Consider the following 13,604-nt stretch of genomic DNA (forward strand, 5'->3'; position numbering starts at 1 on the left):
AAGACGTTTAAGGAGGTAATTTAATGGCAAGTCAATCAATTCGTATTAGACTAAAGTCTTACGAACATGGTATTCTCGATGAATCAGCTGCTAAGATCGTAGCTACTGCAAAGAGAACTGGAGCAGAAATTTCAGGTCCAGTTCCTCTTCCAACAGAAAGAACTTTATACACTGTTCTTCGTTCACCACACAAGAACAAGGATTCACGTGAACAGTTCGAAATGCGTACACATAAGCGTTTAATTGATATTTTGAATCCAACACCTAAGACTGTTGATTCATTAATGAAGCTTGATCTTCCAAGCGGTGTAGATATCGAAATTAAATTGTAATTTAAATAGAAAGAGGTGTAAACATGACCAAAGGAATCTTAGGAAGAAAAGTTGGTATGACTCAAATCTTTACTAAAGATGGTATCCTTGTTCCTGTAACTGTTGTTGAAGCAACTCCTAACGTTGTTATGCAAGTTAAGACTGTTGAATCAGATGGTTACGAAGCAGTTCAATTAGGTTACCAAGACAAGCGTGAAGTATTGAGCAACAAGCCAGAACAAGGTCATGCTGCAAAGGCAAAGACTTCACCTAAGCGCTTCATTCGAGAAATTCGCGGTGTTGAGCTTAAGGATTACGAAGTAGGCTCAGAAGTCACTGTGGATACATTTAAGGAAGGTGACGTCGTAGACGTTACTGGTACTACAAGAGGTCATGGATACCAAGGTAACATTAAGCGTTGGGGCCAATCAAGAGGACCAGAAACTCACGGTTCAAGATACCACAGAATTCCTGGTTCAATGGGTTCAATCATTAACCGTGTACCAAAGGGCAAGCGTTTGCCAGGTCACATGGGTGTAAAGCAAGTTACCATTGAAAACTTAGTAATTGAAAAAGTTGTTGCAGATAAGAACGTATTAATGATCAAGGGTAACGTTCCAGGTGCTAAGAATTCATTAATCACTGTTAAGTCTGCTTCAAAGGCTGTAAAAGCTGATAAATAGGAAGGAGGACTAGAATGGCTAATTTAAAACTTATTGATCAAAACGGTAAGGATTCTGGTGAAGTTACTTTAAACGATAGCGTTTTTGGTATCGAACCTAATGAAAGTGTTGTATTTGACGCAATTATTAGACAAAGAGCTGGTAAGCGTCAAGGTACTTCAAAAGTTAAGAACAGATCTGCCGTTCGTGGCGGTGGTAAGAAGCCTTGGAGACAAAAGGGTACAGGTCGTGCTCGTCAAGGTTCTATCAGATCACCACAATGGCGTGGTGGTGGTGTTGTATTTGGACCAACTCCACGTTCATACGCATACTCAATGCCAAGAAAGCAACGTCGTTTGGCTATTAAGTCAGTTCTTTCCCAAAAGTTAATTGACAATGATTTAGTTGTATTGGATAAGTTGACTATGTCAGCTCCAAAGACTAAAGAATTAGTTTCAATGTTGACTAACTTAAAGCTTGAAGGCAAGGTTTTAGTTGTTTCTGACGACGAAAACGTACAACTTTCTGCTAGAAATTTAACTAATGTTAAGGTTGTTCCAGTTAACGGCTTAAATGTTGAAGATGCAGTTAACTTTGACAAGTTAATCTTAACTCAAGATGCTGTGAAGAAGATTGAGGAGGTATTGGCTTAATGGATGCACGTGATATCATTTTAAGACCTGTCATTACCGAAAAGTCTACGAACTTGATGGATGATAAGAAGTACACCTTTGACGTGCTCTTAACTGCTACCAAGACTCAAGTTCGTAATGCTGTTGAAGAAATCTTTGATGTAAAGGTTAAGAGCGTAAACATTATGAACGTTCGCGGCAAGGATAAGCGTGTTGGTCGTTACTTTGGTAAAACTGCTCGCCGTAGAAAGGCTATCGTTACTTTAACTAACGACTCAAACGACATTAAGATTTTCCAAGACGAAAATAAAGAAGACAACAAGTAATAGGAGGTCAGTCAATTGGCTATTAAAGTTTATAAGCCAACCACAAATGGTCGCCGTAATATGACTTCTTCCGACTTTGCTGAGATTACTAAGAGCAAGCCAGAACGTACCTTGCTTGAATCACAATCACACACTGCAGGTCGTAACTCATACGGTCATATTACAAGTAGACACCGTGGTGGTGGTCACAAGCAAAAGTACCGTATTATTGATTTTAAGCGTAACAAGGATAATGCAAAAGCAGTTGTTAAGGCAATCGAATATGATCCAAATAGAACTGCTAACATTGCTTTACTTCACTACACTGATGGTATTAAGGCTTACATCTTAGCACCTAAGGGCTTAAAAGTTGGTGCTGTAGTTGAATCTGGTGAAAATGTAGATATTAAGCCAGGTAATACTTTACCATTAAAGAATATCCCTACTGGTACTTCAATTCACAATATTGAATTAAAGCCTGGTAAGGGTGGCCAACTTGTGAGAAGTGCTGGTGCTGGTGCACAAGTTTTAGGTAATGATGGTAACTACACTTTAGTAAGATTACAAAGTGGTGAAGTTCGTAAGATTTTATCATCATGCCGTGCAACTATCGGTACTGTTGGTAATGAACAACACTCATTAATTCAATTAGGTAAAGCTGGTCGTAGCCGTTGGTTGGGCAAGCGTCCACAATCACGTGGTTCTGTAATGAACCCTAACGATCACCCACATGGTGGTGGTGAAGGTAAGGCACCTGTTGGTCGTCCACAACCTATGACTCCATGGGGTAAGAAGGCTCGTGGTATCAAGACTAGAGATGCTAAGAAGGCTAGCGAGAAGTTAATCATTCGTCACCGTAAAGGTAGCAAGTAATAGAAGGAGGGTTAATTAATGAGCCGTAGTATTAAAAAAGGTCCTTTTGCTGACGCATCCTTATTAAAGAAGGTTGATGCTCAACAAGATGCAGACAAGAAACAAGTTATTAAGACTTGGTCACGTCGTTCAACTATTTTCCCTTCCTTTGTTGGTTTGACTATAGCTGTTTACGATGGTAGAAAACATGTCCCAGTTTACATTACTGAAGACATGGTTGGTCATAAATTAGGTGAATTTGTTCCAACTAGAACTTTCCATGGACACAGAAGCACCGATGATAAAGCCACAGGAAAGGCTTAGAGGAAGGAGAAACATCTAAATGGCAGAACAAATTAGTTCAGCTAAGGCTGAAGCAAGAACTGTTCGCATCGCTCCTAGAAAAGCTCGCTTAGTAGTAGATTTAATTCGTGGCAAGAGCGTTGCTGAAGCATTAGCAATCTTGGAATTTACGCCTAGAGCTGCTTCCCCAATCGTTGAAAAGGTTCTTCGTTCAGCTATTGCTAACGCAGAACACAACTATGATCTTGAAAGTGCTAACCTTTACGTATCTGAAGCTTACGTAAACGAAGGTGCAACTTTGAAGAGATTCCGTCCACGTGCCAAGGGTATGGCTTCTCCAATTAACAAGAGAACTAGCCACGTGGTTGTAGTAGTTTCAGAAAAGAACGATTAAGGGAGGTATATTAATGGGTCAAAAGATTAACCCAAATGGTTTTCGTCTCGGCGTAATCCGTGATTGGGAATCAAAATGGTATGCTGACAGAGGATACAAGGAAACCTTAAATGAAGACCTTAAGATTAGAAAGTTTATTTCAGAAAAATTAAAGGATGCCTCTGTTTCCACTGTAGAAATTGAACGTGCAGCTAATAGAATTAACATTTCTATTCATACTTCAAAGCCAGGTATGGTAATTGGTAAGGGTGGTTCTGAAGTTGAAGCCCTTAGAAAGCAATTAAATGCCTTGACTAATAAGCAAGTTCACATTAATATTGTTGAAATTAAGAAGCCAGATCTTGATGCAAAATTAGTTGCTGATAGTATTGCTCGTCAACTTGAAGCTCGTATTGCTTTCAGACGTGCTATGCGTCAAGCTACTCAAAGATCTATGCGTGCCGGTGCTAAGGGTATTAAGGTTCAAACTTCAGGTCGTTTGAACGGTGCCGACATGGCAAGAAGAGAATGGCACACAGAAGGACGTGTTCCATTACAAACTTTAAGAGCTGATATTGATTATGCTTGGGTAAATGCATTCACTACTTATGGTGAAATTGGTGTCCAAGTATGGATCAACCGTGGCGAAGTATTGCCTACTCGTAAGAATAAGAATGCTTCAAAGCCAGCGAAGGGAGGAAATAAGTAATGCCTTTAGTACCAAAACGAGTAAAACACCGTCGTGAATTCCGTGGTAAGATGCGTGGTGCTGCTAAAGGTGGTAAGACCATTGCCTTTGGTGAATATGGTTTACAAGCCCTCGAATCACATTGGATTACTAACCGTCAAATCGAAGCTGCTCGTGTAGCTATGACTCGTTACATGAAGCGTGGCGGTAAAGTTTGGATTAGAATTTTCCCTCAAAAGTCATACACTGCTAAAGGTGTAGGTGTACGTATGGGTTCAGGTAAAGGTGCACCAGCTGGTTGGGTAGCTGTAGTTAAGAGAGAAAAGATTTTATTTGAAATTGGTGGCGTTTCTGAAGAAGTTGCTCGTGAAGCTTTAAGACTTGCTTCAACTAAGTTGCCAATCAAGACTAAATTTGTGACTAAAAGTTCGGAAGTAGGTGGCAATTCTAATGAAGGCTAAAGATATCAGATCATTAACCACTGATCAAATGTTAGAAAAAGAAAAGCAATATAAAGAAGAACTCTTCAATTTGCGTTTCCAACAAGCAACGGGTCAATTAGAAAATACCGCTCGCTTGAACAAAGTCCGTAAGAATATCGCAAGAATTAAGACAATTCTTAGCGAAAAAGCATTAGAAGAAAATTAGTGGAAGGGAGCTATTAACTTGAGCGAATCAAACGAAAGAAATCGTCGTCACGTATATCAAGGTCGTGTAGTTTCTGATAAGATGGACAAGACTATTACTGTTGTTGTTGATACTTACAAGAACCACCCTGTTTACAACAAGCGTATTAAGTATTCAAAGAAATACTATGCACAAGACGAAAATAATGAAGCTAAAGTTGGCGATACTGTTCGTATCATGGAAACCCGTCCATTATCTCGTACAAAACGCTTCCGTTTAGTTAAGATTGTTAAGAAATCTGTTTAATTTTGCGGATTTAGTGAGGGGAGGATTATACAGTGATTCAAAACGAATCTCGTTTAAAGGTTGCTGATAACTCTGGTGCTAGAGAACTTTTGGTTATTAGAGTCTTAGGTGGTTCTAAGCGTAAGACCGGTAACATCGGTGACATCGTAGTAGCTACTGTTAAACAAGCAACACCAGGTGGCGTTGTCAAAAAAGGTGACGTCGTAAAAGCTGTCATTGTTAGAACAAAATCAGGCGCACGTCGTGAAGATGGTTCATACATCAAATTTGACGAAAACGCTGGCGTAGTTATTAATGCAGATAAGAGCCCACGTGGTACTCGTATCTTTGGGCCAGTTGCACGTGAGTTGCGTGAGAACGACTTTATGAAGATCGTTTCTCTTGCTCCTGAAGTTTTATAATTGTTAGTGAGGTGCACTGATGTTTGTTAAAACTGGTGACAAGGTAAAAGTTATTGCCGGAAAAGATAAAGGTAAAGAAGGTACTGTTCTTTCTGTTAACGTTAAGAAGAACCGTGTGGTTGTTAAAGGCGTAAACATGATTAAGAAACACCAAAAGCCTTCACAAACTGATGCTAATGGTGGAGTAGTTGAATCAGAAGGTTCAATCCACGCATCAAACGTTAAAGTAATTTCAAAGGCAGAAGATAAGAAGTAGAGGGGAGGACACAAATGGCAAGTTATTTAGCTCAAGATTACAAAGAAAATGTAGTTCCTGCATTACAAGAAAAGTTTAACTACGATTCAATTATGCAAGTACCAAAGATCGACAAGATCGTATTGAACATGGGTGTTGGTGATGCTGTTTCCAACGCTAAGAACTTAGACGAAGCAGTTGAAGAATTGACTTTGATCTCAGGTCAAAAGCCATTAATTACTAAGGCTAAGAAATCAATCGCTAACTTCCGTTTACGTGAAGGTATGTCTATCGGTGCTAAGGTAACCCTTAGAGGCGATAGAATGTACGACTTCTTGTACAAGTTAATCAATGTTTCTCTTCCACGTGTTCGTGACTTCCGCGGTGTTTCAACTCGTTCATTCGATGGTCGTGGTAACTACACTTTGGGTATCAAGGAACAATTGATTTTCCCAGAAATCGATTTCGATAAGGTAAACCGTACTAGAGGTTTAGATGTTGTTATCGTTACTACTGCCAACACTGATGAAGAAGCTCGTGAACTTTTAGGTCAATTTGGTATGCCGTTTGCAAAATAATGGAGGACATTAATGGCTAAAACATCACAAAAAATTAGAAATCGTCGTCCTGCTAAATTCTCTTCACGCGAATATACACGTTGCGAGAGATGTGGTCGTCCACACTCCGTATACCGTAAGTTCGGTTTATGCCGTATTTGCTTAAAGGAATTAGCACACAAGGGTCAAATCCCTGGTCTTAAAAAGGCTAGTTGGTAGTAATACGGTTAGGAGGATAGCATAAATGGTCATGACAGATCCGATCGCAGATTACTTGACTAGAATTAGAAATGCCAACATGGCAAAGCATGATTCAGTTGAAATTCCTGCATCAAACATGAAGAAGTCTATTTCAGAAATTTTGAAGAATGAAGGTTTCATTCGCGATTACGAAATTGCAGATGATAACAAGCAAGGTATTATCAAGATTTTCTTGAAATATGGTCCAGACGGAGAACGTGTCATCTCAGGCTTAAAGCGTATTTCTAAGCCAGGTCTTAGAAACTATGTAAGTGCTGAAGACTTACCTAAGGTTCTTAACGGTTTAGGTATTGCCATCGTTTCTACTTCTGCTGGTGTAATTACCGATAAAGAAGCTAGACAAAAGAACGTTGGCGGCGAAGTTATTGCCTACGTTTGGTAATTCTGACAGAAAGGAGAACACTCAATGAGTCGTATTGGTTTAAAGACTATTGAAGTCCCTGACAGTGTTACTGTTACTAAGAATGGTGATGACATTACTGTTAAGGGTCCAAAAGGTGAATTAACTAGATATTTTGATCCAAAGATTACTTTCAATCAAGAAGATGGTAAGATCAACTTCACTCGTTCAAGTGAAAGTGATAAGGCTCTTCACGGTACCGAAAGAGCTAACTTAGCATCAATGATCGAAGGTGTAGTTGATGGTTACAAGAAGACTTTGAAGTTAATCGGTGTTGGTTACCGTGCACAAGCTCAAGGTAACAAGTTAACTTTAAATGTTGGTTATTCTCACCCAGTTGTATTGACTGCTCCTGAAGGCGTTTCTGTAAAAACAACTTCAGCAACTGATATCGAAGTAGAAGGTATCTCTAAGCAAAATGTTGGTCAATTTGCAGCTGAAATTCGCGATGTACGTCCACCAGAAACTTATAAGGGTAAGGGTATTCGTTACACTGACGAATATGTACGTCGTAAGGAAGGTAAGACTGGTAAGTAATAGTTAATTATTTTTGAGGTGAAATTGTGATTTCAAAACCAGATAAAAACAAATTACGCTTAAAGCGTCATAAACGTATTCGTGGTAAGATTTCTGGTACTGCTGAGCGCCCACGCTTAAGTATCTTTCGTTCAAACAAAAACATCTACGCTCAATTAATTGATGACGTAGCGGGTGTAACGCTTGCAAGTGCCTCAACTTTGGATAAGACTGTATCAGAAGATGCAAACAAAGTAGATCAAGCTGCAGCTGTTGGTAAAGCTATTGCTGAAGCAGCTAAGGCTAAAAACATTTCAAACGTTGTATTTGATAGAAGTGGTTACTTATACCACGGCCGTATTTCAGCTTTGGCAGATGCCGCACGTGAAAACGGATTAGAATTCTAGGAAAGGAGAATAACAGATGGCAAACCGCAACGATTCTCGCAATAATCGTAGAAACAAAGACGATATCGAAGATCAATTAGTAGCTATTAATCGTGTCACCAAGGTTGTTAAAGGTGGACAACGTATGAGATTTGCTGCTTTAGTTGTCGTTGGTGATAAAAAGGGTCGTGTAGGATTTGGTACTGGTAAGGCTCAAGAAGTCCCAGAAGCAATCCGTAAAGCCGTTGAGGATGGTAAGAAGAAAATGATCAACGTTCCTAAAGTTGGTACTACTATTCCTCATGAAGTTATCGGTCACTATGGTTCAGGTAACATTTTATTAAAGCCTGCTGAAGCTGGTTCTGGAGTTGCAGCTGGTGGTGCCGTACGTATCGTTATGGATATGGCTGGTATTTCAGATGTTACTTCTAAGTCACTAGGCTCCAACACTCCAATCAACGTTGTTCGTGCAACTATTGATGGATTAAAGAAGCTTAGAACTAGTGAAGAAGTTGAAAAGCTTCGCCAAGTAAAGAGCGCAGATTAGGGAGATTTTAGATGACTGATTTAAAAGTTACTTTAATTAGAAGTGTTGCCCACCGTCTACCAAACCAAAGAAAGATCGTTAAAGCTCTTGGTTTAGGTAGAGTAAGCAGTACCGTTGTTCTTCCAGATAACGCTGCTACCCGTGGTGCGTTAATGAAAATTGCTCACTTAATCTCTGTTGAAGAGATTAATAAATAGAATATCAAGGAGGTGCCGATTTAATGAAGCTTCATGAATTACATGCTGCTGAAGGTTCACGTCGCGCAAGAAAGCGTGTTGGTCGTGGTACTTCAAGTGGTTACGGTAAAACTTCTGGCCGTGGTCAAAAGGGTCAATTAGCTCGTCAAGGCGGTCATACTCGTTTAGGTTTTGAAGGTGGACAAATGCCTTTATTCAGAACTATGCCTAAGCGTGGTTTCAATAATGTTAACCGTAAAGAATATGCAATCATTAATTTAGACGATTTGAACAAGTTTGAAGATGGTTCAGAAGTAACCATTGAAAACCTTAAGGAAAACGGCTTGGTAAAGAAAGAATTATCAGGTGTTAAGTTACTTGCTAACGGTGAATTAAAAGTTAAGTTAACTGTAAAGGTTAACAAAGCTTCTGAAGCTGCTAAAAAAGCAGTTGAAGCCGCTGGCGGAACTGTTGAGGTGATCTAATGTTTTCGACCTTGAAGAACGCCTTTAAGGATAAAGAAATTAGAACGAAGATTTACTTCACTCTCTTTATTCTTTTGCTATATCGCATCGGAGCTAATATTACTGTTCCGGGTGTTAATGCAAAGGCGATCACTCAAGTAGCACAAACTGGTTTGGTTCCTATGTTAGATACTGTATCTGGTGGGGGATTGGACAATTATTCAATTTTTTCATTGGGTGTTTCCCCGTATATTACCGCACAAATTGTTATTCAATTGTTGCAAATGGACATTGTTCCTACATTGGTTGAATGGGGTAAACAAGGTGAAGTTGGACGTCGTAAAACTAATCAAGTTACAAGATGGTTAGCACTTGGTGTTGCCTTTGTACAAAGTATTGGGATTACGTTAGGATTCAATGCATTAACCCAAATGGGGCTAGTTAAAAATCAAACTCCTCAAACTTATATTGAAATTGCTATTATCATGACGGCAGGAACAATGTTGTTAACTTGGCTGGGTGATGAAATTACTGATAAAGGTTTAGGTAATGGTATCTCAGTAATAATTTTTGCAGGTATCATTGCTCGTCTTCCAGCGGGATTATGGCAAATTTATAAGGAAGAAATTATTAATAATAGTGCTAGTGATCGTTGGCAAGGTATCTTGTTCTTCATCGCGGTTATTGTAGCAATCCTTATCGTAACTCAACTTGTTACATGGGTTGAACAAGCTGTTCGTCGTATTCCAATTCAATATACTAGAAGAGCGACTATCAGTGGTTCAGAAAGTTTTCTACCATTAAAAGTTAATGTATCTGGAGTTATTCCGGTTATTTTTGCCAGTTCATTCATTATTACACCGGCAACCATTTTAATGGCCTTTCAAAGAAACCATGGCGATCAACAATGGTTCAAAGTGCTAACTAATATTTTTAGTTTACAGACCACCCCTGGAGTAATTATATATACACTTTTAATTATTTTATTTACATTCTTCTATGCTTTTGTTCAGGTTAACCCTGAGAAGCTAGCTGAAAACTTGCAAAAACAAGGTGCTTATATTCCAAGTGTTTGGCCAGGTAAAGATACTCAAAATTATATTTCAAAAATGTTAATGAAATTATCAACTGTTGGTTCAGTTTTCTTAGGCTTAGTTGCACTTTTACCACAGTTGGCTACAAACTTCTGGAACTTGCCAAGTTCTATTGGTTTGGGAGGAACAAGTCTATTAATTGTAATAGGTGTTGTCTTAGAATTATCTCGCCAAATTAACGGATTGTTAATGAAGAGAGAATATGTTGGATTCATCAGATAGGAACGAAAAAATGATTAACTTAATTCTTTTAGGTTTGCCAGGTGCTGGTAAAGGTACAGCATCCGAGCGAATTGTTGATAAATATCACTTAACTCATATTTCAACTGGGGATATGTTTAGGGAAGCAATGGCTAATGAGACCAAAGTTGGTCTTGAAGCTAAAAGTTATATCGACAAGGGTAACTTGGTGCCAGATGAAGTTACTGCTAAATTAGTTGAAGAACGTTTAAGTCAACCTGATATTAAAGAAGGCTTTATCTTAGATGGTTTTCCAAGAACTACTGTCCAAGCAGAACTTTTAGATGGAATTACTAAACGTTTAAATAAGCCTTTAACTAATGTTATTGCGCTTGAAGTAGACGAAGATGTTTTAGTTGAACGTTTATCAGCTCGATTCATGTGTAAGAATTGTGGCGCAACCTACAATAAGCTTTCAAAGAAACCTAAAGTAGAAGGTACTTGTGATCGCTGTGGTGGTCATGAATTTTATCAACGTGAAGATGATAAGCCAGAAGTAGTTAAGAATCGTCTTGAAGTGAATGAAAAGATGAATGCACCTTTGAAGGACTTCTATAAAAATAAAGGTTTGCTTACTGTAATTAACGGTGAACAAACTCCAGAAAAAGTCTTTGAAGATATTGATGCGGTATTAAGTAAAGAACAGTAGCTTCGTGCTTGTATATTTATAAATCCGTGTTATAATTTCAAAGTATGACTGTTTAATTGCGGAGGAACAACTTTGGCAAAAGATGATGTCATTGAAGTAGAAGGTAAGGTAGTAGATACCTTACCTAATGCTATGTTTAAAGTTGAATTGGAAAATGGAGCTATTATTTTAGCACACGTTTCCGGTAAAATTAGAATGCACTACATTAGAATTTTGCCTGGAGATCGTGTTACTGTAGAACTATCTCCATACGATTTAACTAAAGGTAGAATTACGTATCGATTTATAAAGTAATAACGGAGGTAAACATGAAGGTTAGACCATCTGTTAAACCAATGTGTGAACATTGTAAAGTTATTAAGAGACATGGCCGTGTTATGGTTATTTGCCCAGCAAATCCAAAGCACAAGCAACGTCAAGGTTAAAAATGAAATAGGAGGTGCAATTTATGGCACGTATTGCTGGTGTTGACTTACCAAGAGATAAAAGAGTCGTTGTCGCTTTAACATACATTTATGGTATTGGTGAACCAACAGCTAAGAAAATTTGTGCAGATGCAGGTGTTTCTGAAGACATTCGTTCAAAGGATTTGACTCCAGAAGACCAAGAAAAGCTTCGTTCAGAAGTTGACAAGTACCGTGTTGAAGGTGACTTACGTCGTCAAGTCAGCATGAATATCAAGCGTTTAGTTGATATTGGTTCATACCGTGGTATGCGTCATCGTCGCGGACTTCCAGTTCGTGGTCAAAATACCAAGAACAATGCTCGTACTCGTAAGGGTACTAAGAGAAACCGTTAATTAGTTATAAGGAGGTTTATTGATGCCTAAAACAGCACGTAAGCGTCGTGTGAAGAAGCATGTCGAAAGCGGCGTTGCTCATATTCATTCTACGTTTAATAATACTTTAGTCATGATTACTGACGTTCAAGGTAATGCAGTTGCTTGGTCTTCAGCCGGTGCATTAGGTTTTAAGGGTAGTCGTAAGTCTACTCCATTTGCAGCTCAAATGGCAGCTGAAGCAGCAGCTAAGAGTGCAATGGACCAAGGCATGAAACATGTAGAAGTTTCAGTTAAAGGTCCTGGTGCTGGTCGTGAATCTGCAATTAGATCACTTCAAGCAACTGGTCTTGAAATCACTGCAATTCGTGACGTTACGCCAGTTCCCCACAATGGTTCTAGACCACCAAAACGTCGTCGTGTTTAATTTTGTCCTAATGGGACATTACGTTTTGAAAGGGGCCTAGTATGATTGAATTTGAAAAACCAAATATTACCGTTGTTGAACAAGAAGATTCTTACGGTAAGTTTGTTGTTGAACCACTTGAAAGAGGCTTTGGTACAACTTTAGGTAATTCTTTACGTAGAGTTTTACTTACTTCTATTCCAGGTACAGGACTTGTTTATGTACAAATCGATGGCGTTTTACACGAGTTCGCAACAGTTCCTGGCGTAAGAGAAGATGTAACTAAGATCATTCTGAATTTAAAGAAACTTGAGTTAAAGTCTCTTTCAGATGAACAAAAAGTTATTGAATTGGACGTTGAAGGTCCTGCCACTGTTACTGCTGATGATCTTAAAGTTGATGCAGACGTTCAAGTTTTGAACCCGGATCAATATATTTGTACCATTGCTGAAGGTGGACATTTGCATATGCAAATCGCAGTTAAGAATGGCCGCGGTTATGTTCCTGCAAGTGACAATAAGAGTGAAGACATGCCAATTGGCGTTATTCCTGTTGATTCACTTTTCTCACCAATTAAAAAGGTTAACTATCAAGTAGAATCAACTCGTGTTGGTAAGAGAGACGATTTTGACAAGCTCACTTTAGAGATTTGGACTGACGGTTCAATCAAGCCTAATGACGCCCTTAGTTTTGCAGCTAAAATTTTGGTAGAACACTTTAAAGTGTTTGAATCTGCAGATGCAAATACTAAATTTAGCGAAGTTATGGTGGAAAAAGAAGACGATAAGAAGGAAAAGAAGCTTGAAATGACTATTGAAGAGCTTGACCTTTCAGTTCGTTCTTATAACTGCCTTAAGCGTGCGGGAATTAATACTTTGCAAGAGTTAACTGATAAAACTGAAGCAGATATGATGCGCGTACGTAACTTAGGACGTAAATCATTGGAAGAAGTTAAGAACAAATTAGCTGACTTAGGACTTTCACTTCGTCAAGAAGATTAACTAAGTAGGCAAATAAAGGAGGCAAACTCATGGCATACCGTAAATTAGGTCGCGATAGTGCACATAGAAAAGCAATGCTTAGAGAAATGACTACTCAATTGATCATTAATGAACGCATTGTTACAACTGAAGCACGTGCTAAAGAAATTCGTAAGACAGCCGAAAAGATGATTACCTTAGGTAAGCGTGGCGATTTAGCTGCAAGAAGAAAGGCTGCTGCATTTGTACGTGATGAAATCGCAGATGTTAAAGAAGAAGAAGATGCAGTTGTTGTTAAGTCAGCATTGCAAAAACTTTTCAGCGATATTGCACCTCGTTACAAAGACCGTAATGGTGGTTACACCAGAATTATGAAGTTAGCATTAGCTCGTAAAGGTGATGCTGCTCCAATGGTTATTCTTGAATTAGTTTAATTTTTGAATACCAAACAACTT

At 38.7% G+C, this 13,604-nt stretch carries 29 protein-coding genes; all 29 read left to right on the plus strand.

Annotated elements, in window-relative coordinates:
* Nucleotides 1–23: 23 nt before the first annotated feature.
* The 29 genes from rpsJ (at nt 24) to rplQ (ending at nt 13,583) form a co-directional block, all read left to right on the plus strand.
* Nucleotides 24–332: a 30S ribosomal protein S10 gene (gene rpsJ / locus KBW87_RS01440; RefSeq protein WP_057809509.1), complete on the plus strand. Its 309-nt coding sequence runs from the start codon at nt 24–26 to the stop codon at nt 330–332.
* Between the two features lie 23 nt (nt 333–355).
* A complete protein-coding gene (gene rplC / locus KBW87_RS01445; protein ID WP_004045584.1) occupies nt 356–994 on the plus strand; it encodes a 50S ribosomal protein L3 in 639 nt (212 codons plus the stop codon).
* 14 nt (nt 995–1,008) lie between these two features.
* On the plus strand, nt 1,009–1,626 hold the full coding sequence (rplD, locus tag KBW87_RS01450; RefSeq protein WP_004045583.1) for a 50S ribosomal protein L4: 618 nt from the start codon (nt 1,009–1,011) through the stop codon (nt 1,624–1,626).
* Complete coding sequence (gene rplW, locus KBW87_RS01455) at nt 1,626–1,931, plus strand: 50S ribosomal protein L23 (RefSeq protein WP_004045582.1); 306 nt, start codon at nt 1,626–1,628, stop codon at nt 1,929–1,931. The genes rplD and rplW overlap by 1 nt, the downstream gene beginning before the upstream one ends.
* 15 nt (nt 1,932–1,946) lie before the next feature.
* On the plus strand, nt 1,947–2,783 hold the full coding sequence (gene rplB, locus KBW87_RS01460; RefSeq protein ID WP_057809507.1) for a 50S ribosomal protein L2: 837 nt from the start codon (nt 1,947–1,949) through the stop codon (nt 2,781–2,783).
* An 18-nt stretch (nt 2,784–2,801) separates the two neighbouring features.
* Entirely contained in the window at nt 2,802–3,086 is a 285-nt protein-coding gene (gene rpsS / locus KBW87_RS01465; RefSeq protein ID WP_057809505.1) for a 30S ribosomal protein S19, read from the plus strand.
* A gap of 19 nt (nt 3,087–3,105) precedes the next feature.
* Entirely contained in the window at nt 3,106–3,459 is a 354-nt protein-coding gene (rplV, locus tag KBW87_RS01470; RefSeq protein ID WP_003625788.1) for a 50S ribosomal protein L22, read from the plus strand.
* Nucleotides 3,460–3,472: 13 nt separating this feature from the next.
* A complete protein-coding gene (gene rpsC, locus KBW87_RS01475; RefSeq protein WP_004045579.1) occupies nt 3,473–4,147 on the plus strand; it encodes a 30S ribosomal protein S3 in 675 nt (224 codons plus the stop codon).
* Nucleotides 4,147–4,587: a 50S ribosomal protein L16 gene (gene rplP / locus KBW87_RS01480; RefSeq protein WP_004045578.1), complete on the plus strand. Its 441-nt coding sequence runs from the start codon at nt 4,147–4,149 to the stop codon at nt 4,585–4,587. The genes rpsC and rplP overlap by 1 nt, the downstream gene beginning before the upstream one ends.
* Nucleotides 4,577–4,774: a 50S ribosomal protein L29 gene (gene rpmC / locus KBW87_RS01485; protein WP_004045577.1), complete on the plus strand. Its 198-nt coding sequence runs from the start codon at nt 4,577–4,579 to the stop codon at nt 4,772–4,774. The genes rplP and rpmC overlap by 11 nt, the downstream gene beginning before the upstream one ends.
* A gap of 18 nt (nt 4,775–4,792) precedes the next feature.
* Nucleotides 4,793–5,059: a 30S ribosomal protein S17 gene (gene rpsQ, locus KBW87_RS01490; RefSeq protein WP_004045575.1), complete on the plus strand. Its 267-nt coding sequence runs from the start codon at nt 4,793–4,795 to the stop codon at nt 5,057–5,059.
* 32 nt (nt 5,060–5,091) lie between these two features.
* Nucleotides 5,092–5,460: a 50S ribosomal protein L14 gene (gene rplN / locus KBW87_RS01495; protein WP_004045574.1), complete on the plus strand. Its 369-nt coding sequence runs from the start codon at nt 5,092–5,094 to the stop codon at nt 5,458–5,460.
* A 19-nt stretch (nt 5,461–5,479) separates the two neighbouring features.
* Nucleotides 5,480–5,716, plus strand: coding sequence for a 50S ribosomal protein L24 (rplX, locus tag KBW87_RS01500; protein WP_004045573.1), 237 nt, complete (start codon nt 5,480–5,482; stop codon nt 5,714–5,716).
* 14 nt (nt 5,717–5,730) lie between these two features.
* Nucleotides 5,731–6,273: a 50S ribosomal protein L5 gene (gene rplE, locus KBW87_RS01505; RefSeq protein ID WP_004045572.1), complete on the plus strand. Its 543-nt coding sequence runs from the start codon at nt 5,731–5,733 to the stop codon at nt 6,271–6,273.
* A 12-nt stretch (nt 6,274–6,285) separates the two neighbouring features.
* Complete coding sequence (locus KBW87_RS01510; RefSeq protein ID WP_003549037.1) at nt 6,286–6,471, plus strand: type Z 30S ribosomal protein S14; 186 nt, start codon at nt 6,286–6,288, stop codon at nt 6,469–6,471.
* Between the two features lie 25 nt (nt 6,472–6,496).
* The gene (gene rpsH, locus KBW87_RS01515) at nt 6,497–6,895 is read left to right on the plus strand and encodes a 30S ribosomal protein S8 (protein ID WP_004045571.1); all 399 of its coding nucleotides are present in this window, start codon (nt 6,497–6,499) and stop codon (nt 6,893–6,895) included.
* Between the two features lie 24 nt (nt 6,896–6,919).
* A complete protein-coding gene (rplF, locus tag KBW87_RS01520) occupies nt 6,920–7,450 on the plus strand; it encodes a 50S ribosomal protein L6 (RefSeq protein WP_057809503.1) in 531 nt (176 codons plus the stop codon).
* A 26-nt stretch (nt 7,451–7,476) separates the two neighbouring features.
* Nucleotides 7,477–7,836: a 50S ribosomal protein L18 gene (gene rplR, locus KBW87_RS01525; protein ID WP_004045569.1), complete on the plus strand. Its 360-nt coding sequence runs from the start codon at nt 7,477–7,479 to the stop codon at nt 7,834–7,836.
* A 16-nt stretch (nt 7,837–7,852) separates the two neighbouring features.
* Nucleotides 7,853–8,362 carry a 30S ribosomal protein S5 gene (gene rpsE / locus KBW87_RS01530; protein WP_004045568.1) on the plus strand — a complete coding sequence of 170 codons (510 nt, stop codon included), beginning with the start codon at nt 7,853–7,855 and terminating at the stop codon, nt 8,360–8,362.
* An 11-nt stretch (nt 8,363–8,373) separates the two neighbouring features.
* Entirely contained in the window at nt 8,374–8,559 is a 186-nt protein-coding gene (rpmD, locus tag KBW87_RS01535) for a 50S ribosomal protein L30 (RefSeq protein ID WP_004045566.1), read from the plus strand.
* A 23-nt stretch (nt 8,560–8,582) separates the two neighbouring features.
* Nucleotides 8,583–9,023: a 50S ribosomal protein L15 gene (gene rplO / locus KBW87_RS01540; protein WP_004045564.1), complete on the plus strand. Its 441-nt coding sequence runs from the start codon at nt 8,583–8,585 to the stop codon at nt 9,021–9,023.
* Nucleotides 9,023–10,318, plus strand: a complete 1,296-nt coding sequence (secY, locus tag KBW87_RS01545; protein ID WP_004045562.1) for a preprotein translocase subunit SecY — start codon at nt 9,023–9,025, stop codon at nt 10,316–10,318. Before rplO ends, secY begins: the two co-directional genes overlap by 1 nt.
* Before the next feature lie 10 nt (nt 10,319–10,328).
* Complete coding sequence (locus KBW87_RS01550) at nt 10,329–10,985, plus strand: adenylate kinase (protein WP_004045560.1); 657 nt, start codon at nt 10,329–10,331, stop codon at nt 10,983–10,985.
* 72 nt (nt 10,986–11,057) lie between these two features.
* The gene (infA, locus tag KBW87_RS01555; protein ID WP_004045559.1) at nt 11,058–11,279 is read left to right on the plus strand and encodes a translation initiation factor IF-1; all 222 of its coding nucleotides are present in this window, start codon (nt 11,058–11,060) and stop codon (nt 11,277–11,279) included.
* 14 nt (nt 11,280–11,293) lie between these two features.
* Complete coding sequence (rpmJ, locus tag KBW87_RS01560) at nt 11,294–11,410, plus strand: 50S ribosomal protein L36 (protein ID WP_002878160.1); 117 nt, start codon at nt 11,294–11,296, stop codon at nt 11,408–11,410.
* A gap of 23 nt (nt 11,411–11,433) precedes the next feature.
* Nucleotides 11,434–11,784, plus strand: a complete 351-nt coding sequence (gene rpsM / locus KBW87_RS01565; RefSeq protein ID WP_004045558.1) for a 30S ribosomal protein S13 — start codon at nt 11,434–11,436, stop codon at nt 11,782–11,784.
* A 22-nt stretch (nt 11,785–11,806) separates the two neighbouring features.
* Complete coding sequence (rpsK, locus tag KBW87_RS01570) at nt 11,807–12,190, plus strand: 30S ribosomal protein S11 (protein WP_004045557.1); 384 nt, start codon at nt 11,807–11,809, stop codon at nt 12,188–12,190.
* Nucleotides 12,191–12,231: 41 nt separating this feature from the next.
* Complete coding sequence (locus KBW87_RS01575; protein WP_004045556.1) at nt 12,232–13,170, plus strand: DNA-directed RNA polymerase subunit alpha; 939 nt, start codon at nt 12,232–12,234, stop codon at nt 13,168–13,170.
* A gap of 29 nt (nt 13,171–13,199) precedes the next feature.
* Nucleotides 13,200–13,583: a 50S ribosomal protein L17 gene (gene rplQ / locus KBW87_RS01580; protein WP_004045555.1), complete on the plus strand. Its 384-nt coding sequence runs from the start codon at nt 13,200–13,202 to the stop codon at nt 13,581–13,583.
* The last annotated feature ends 21 nt before the right edge of the window (nt 13,584–13,604 follow it).

The organism is Lactobacillus intestinalis (genome assembly GCF_024397795.1).
Classification (GTDB): domain Bacteria; phylum Bacillota; class Bacilli; order Lactobacillales; family Lactobacillaceae; genus Lactobacillus; species Lactobacillus intestinalis.

Coding starts and splice junctions, on each gene's coding strand:
- rpsJ (WP_057809509.1), top strand. CDS start 24: ATGGCAAGTCAATCAATTCGTATTAGACTAAAGTCTTACGAACATGGT.
- rplC (WP_004045584.1), top strand. CDS start 356: ATGACCAAAGGAATCTTAGGAAGAAAAGTTGGTATGACTCAAATCTTT.
- rplD (WP_004045583.1), top strand. CDS start 1,009: ATGGCTAATTTAAAACTTATTGATCAAAACGGTAAGGATTCTGGTGAA.
- rplW (WP_004045582.1), top strand. CDS start 1,626: ATGGATGCACGTGATATCATTTTAAGACCTGTCATTACCGAAAAGTCT.
- rpsS (WP_057809505.1), top strand. CDS start 2,802: ATGAGCCGTAGTATTAAAAAAGGTCCTTTTGCTGACGCATCCTTATTA.
- rplV (WP_003625788.1), top strand. CDS start 3,106: ATGGCAGAACAAATTAGTTCAGCTAAGGCTGAAGCAAGAACTGTTCGC.
- rpsC (WP_004045579.1), top strand. CDS start 3,473: ATGGGTCAAAAGATTAACCCAAATGGTTTTCGTCTCGGCGTAATCCGT.
- rplP (WP_004045578.1), top strand. CDS start 4,147: ATGCCTTTAGTACCAAAACGAGTAAAACACCGTCGTGAATTCCGTGGT.
- rpmC (WP_004045577.1), top strand. CDS start 4,577: ATGAAGGCTAAAGATATCAGATCATTAACCACTGATCAAATGTTAGAA.
- rplX (WP_004045573.1), top strand. CDS start 5,480: ATGTTTGTTAAAACTGGTGACAAGGTAAAAGTTATTGCCGGAAAAGAT.
- rplE (WP_004045572.1), top strand. CDS start 5,731: ATGGCAAGTTATTTAGCTCAAGATTACAAAGAAAATGTAGTTCCTGCA.
- KBW87_RS01510 (WP_003549037.1), top strand. CDS start 6,286: ATGGCTAAAACATCACAAAAAATTAGAAATCGTCGTCCTGCTAAATTC.
- rpsH (WP_004045571.1), top strand. CDS start 6,497: ATGGTCATGACAGATCCGATCGCAGATTACTTGACTAGAATTAGAAAT.
- rplF (WP_057809503.1), top strand. CDS start 6,920: ATGAGTCGTATTGGTTTAAAGACTATTGAAGTCCCTGACAGTGTTACT.
- rpsE (WP_004045568.1), top strand. CDS start 7,853: ATGGCAAACCGCAACGATTCTCGCAATAATCGTAGAAACAAAGACGAT.
- rpmD (WP_004045566.1), top strand. CDS start 8,374: ATGACTGATTTAAAAGTTACTTTAATTAGAAGTGTTGCCCACCGTCTA.
- rplO (WP_004045564.1), top strand. CDS start 8,583: ATGAAGCTTCATGAATTACATGCTGCTGAAGGTTCACGTCGCGCAAGA.
- secY (WP_004045562.1), top strand. CDS start 9,023: ATGTTTTCGACCTTGAAGAACGCCTTTAAGGATAAAGAAATTAGAACG.
- KBW87_RS01550 (WP_004045560.1), top strand. CDS start 10,329: ATGATTAACTTAATTCTTTTAGGTTTGCCAGGTGCTGGTAAAGGTACA.
- rpmJ (WP_002878160.1), top strand. CDS start 11,294: ATGAAGGTTAGACCATCTGTTAAACCAATGTGTGAACATTGTAAAGTT.
- rpsM (WP_004045558.1), top strand. CDS start 11,434: ATGGCACGTATTGCTGGTGTTGACTTACCAAGAGATAAAAGAGTCGTT.
- rpsK (WP_004045557.1), top strand. CDS start 11,807: ATGCCTAAAACAGCACGTAAGCGTCGTGTGAAGAAGCATGTCGAAAGC.
- KBW87_RS01575 (WP_004045556.1), top strand. CDS start 12,232: ATGATTGAATTTGAAAAACCAAATATTACCGTTGTTGAACAAGAAGAT.
- rplQ (WP_004045555.1), top strand. CDS start 13,200: ATGGCATACCGTAAATTAGGTCGCGATAGTGCACATAGAAAAGCAATG.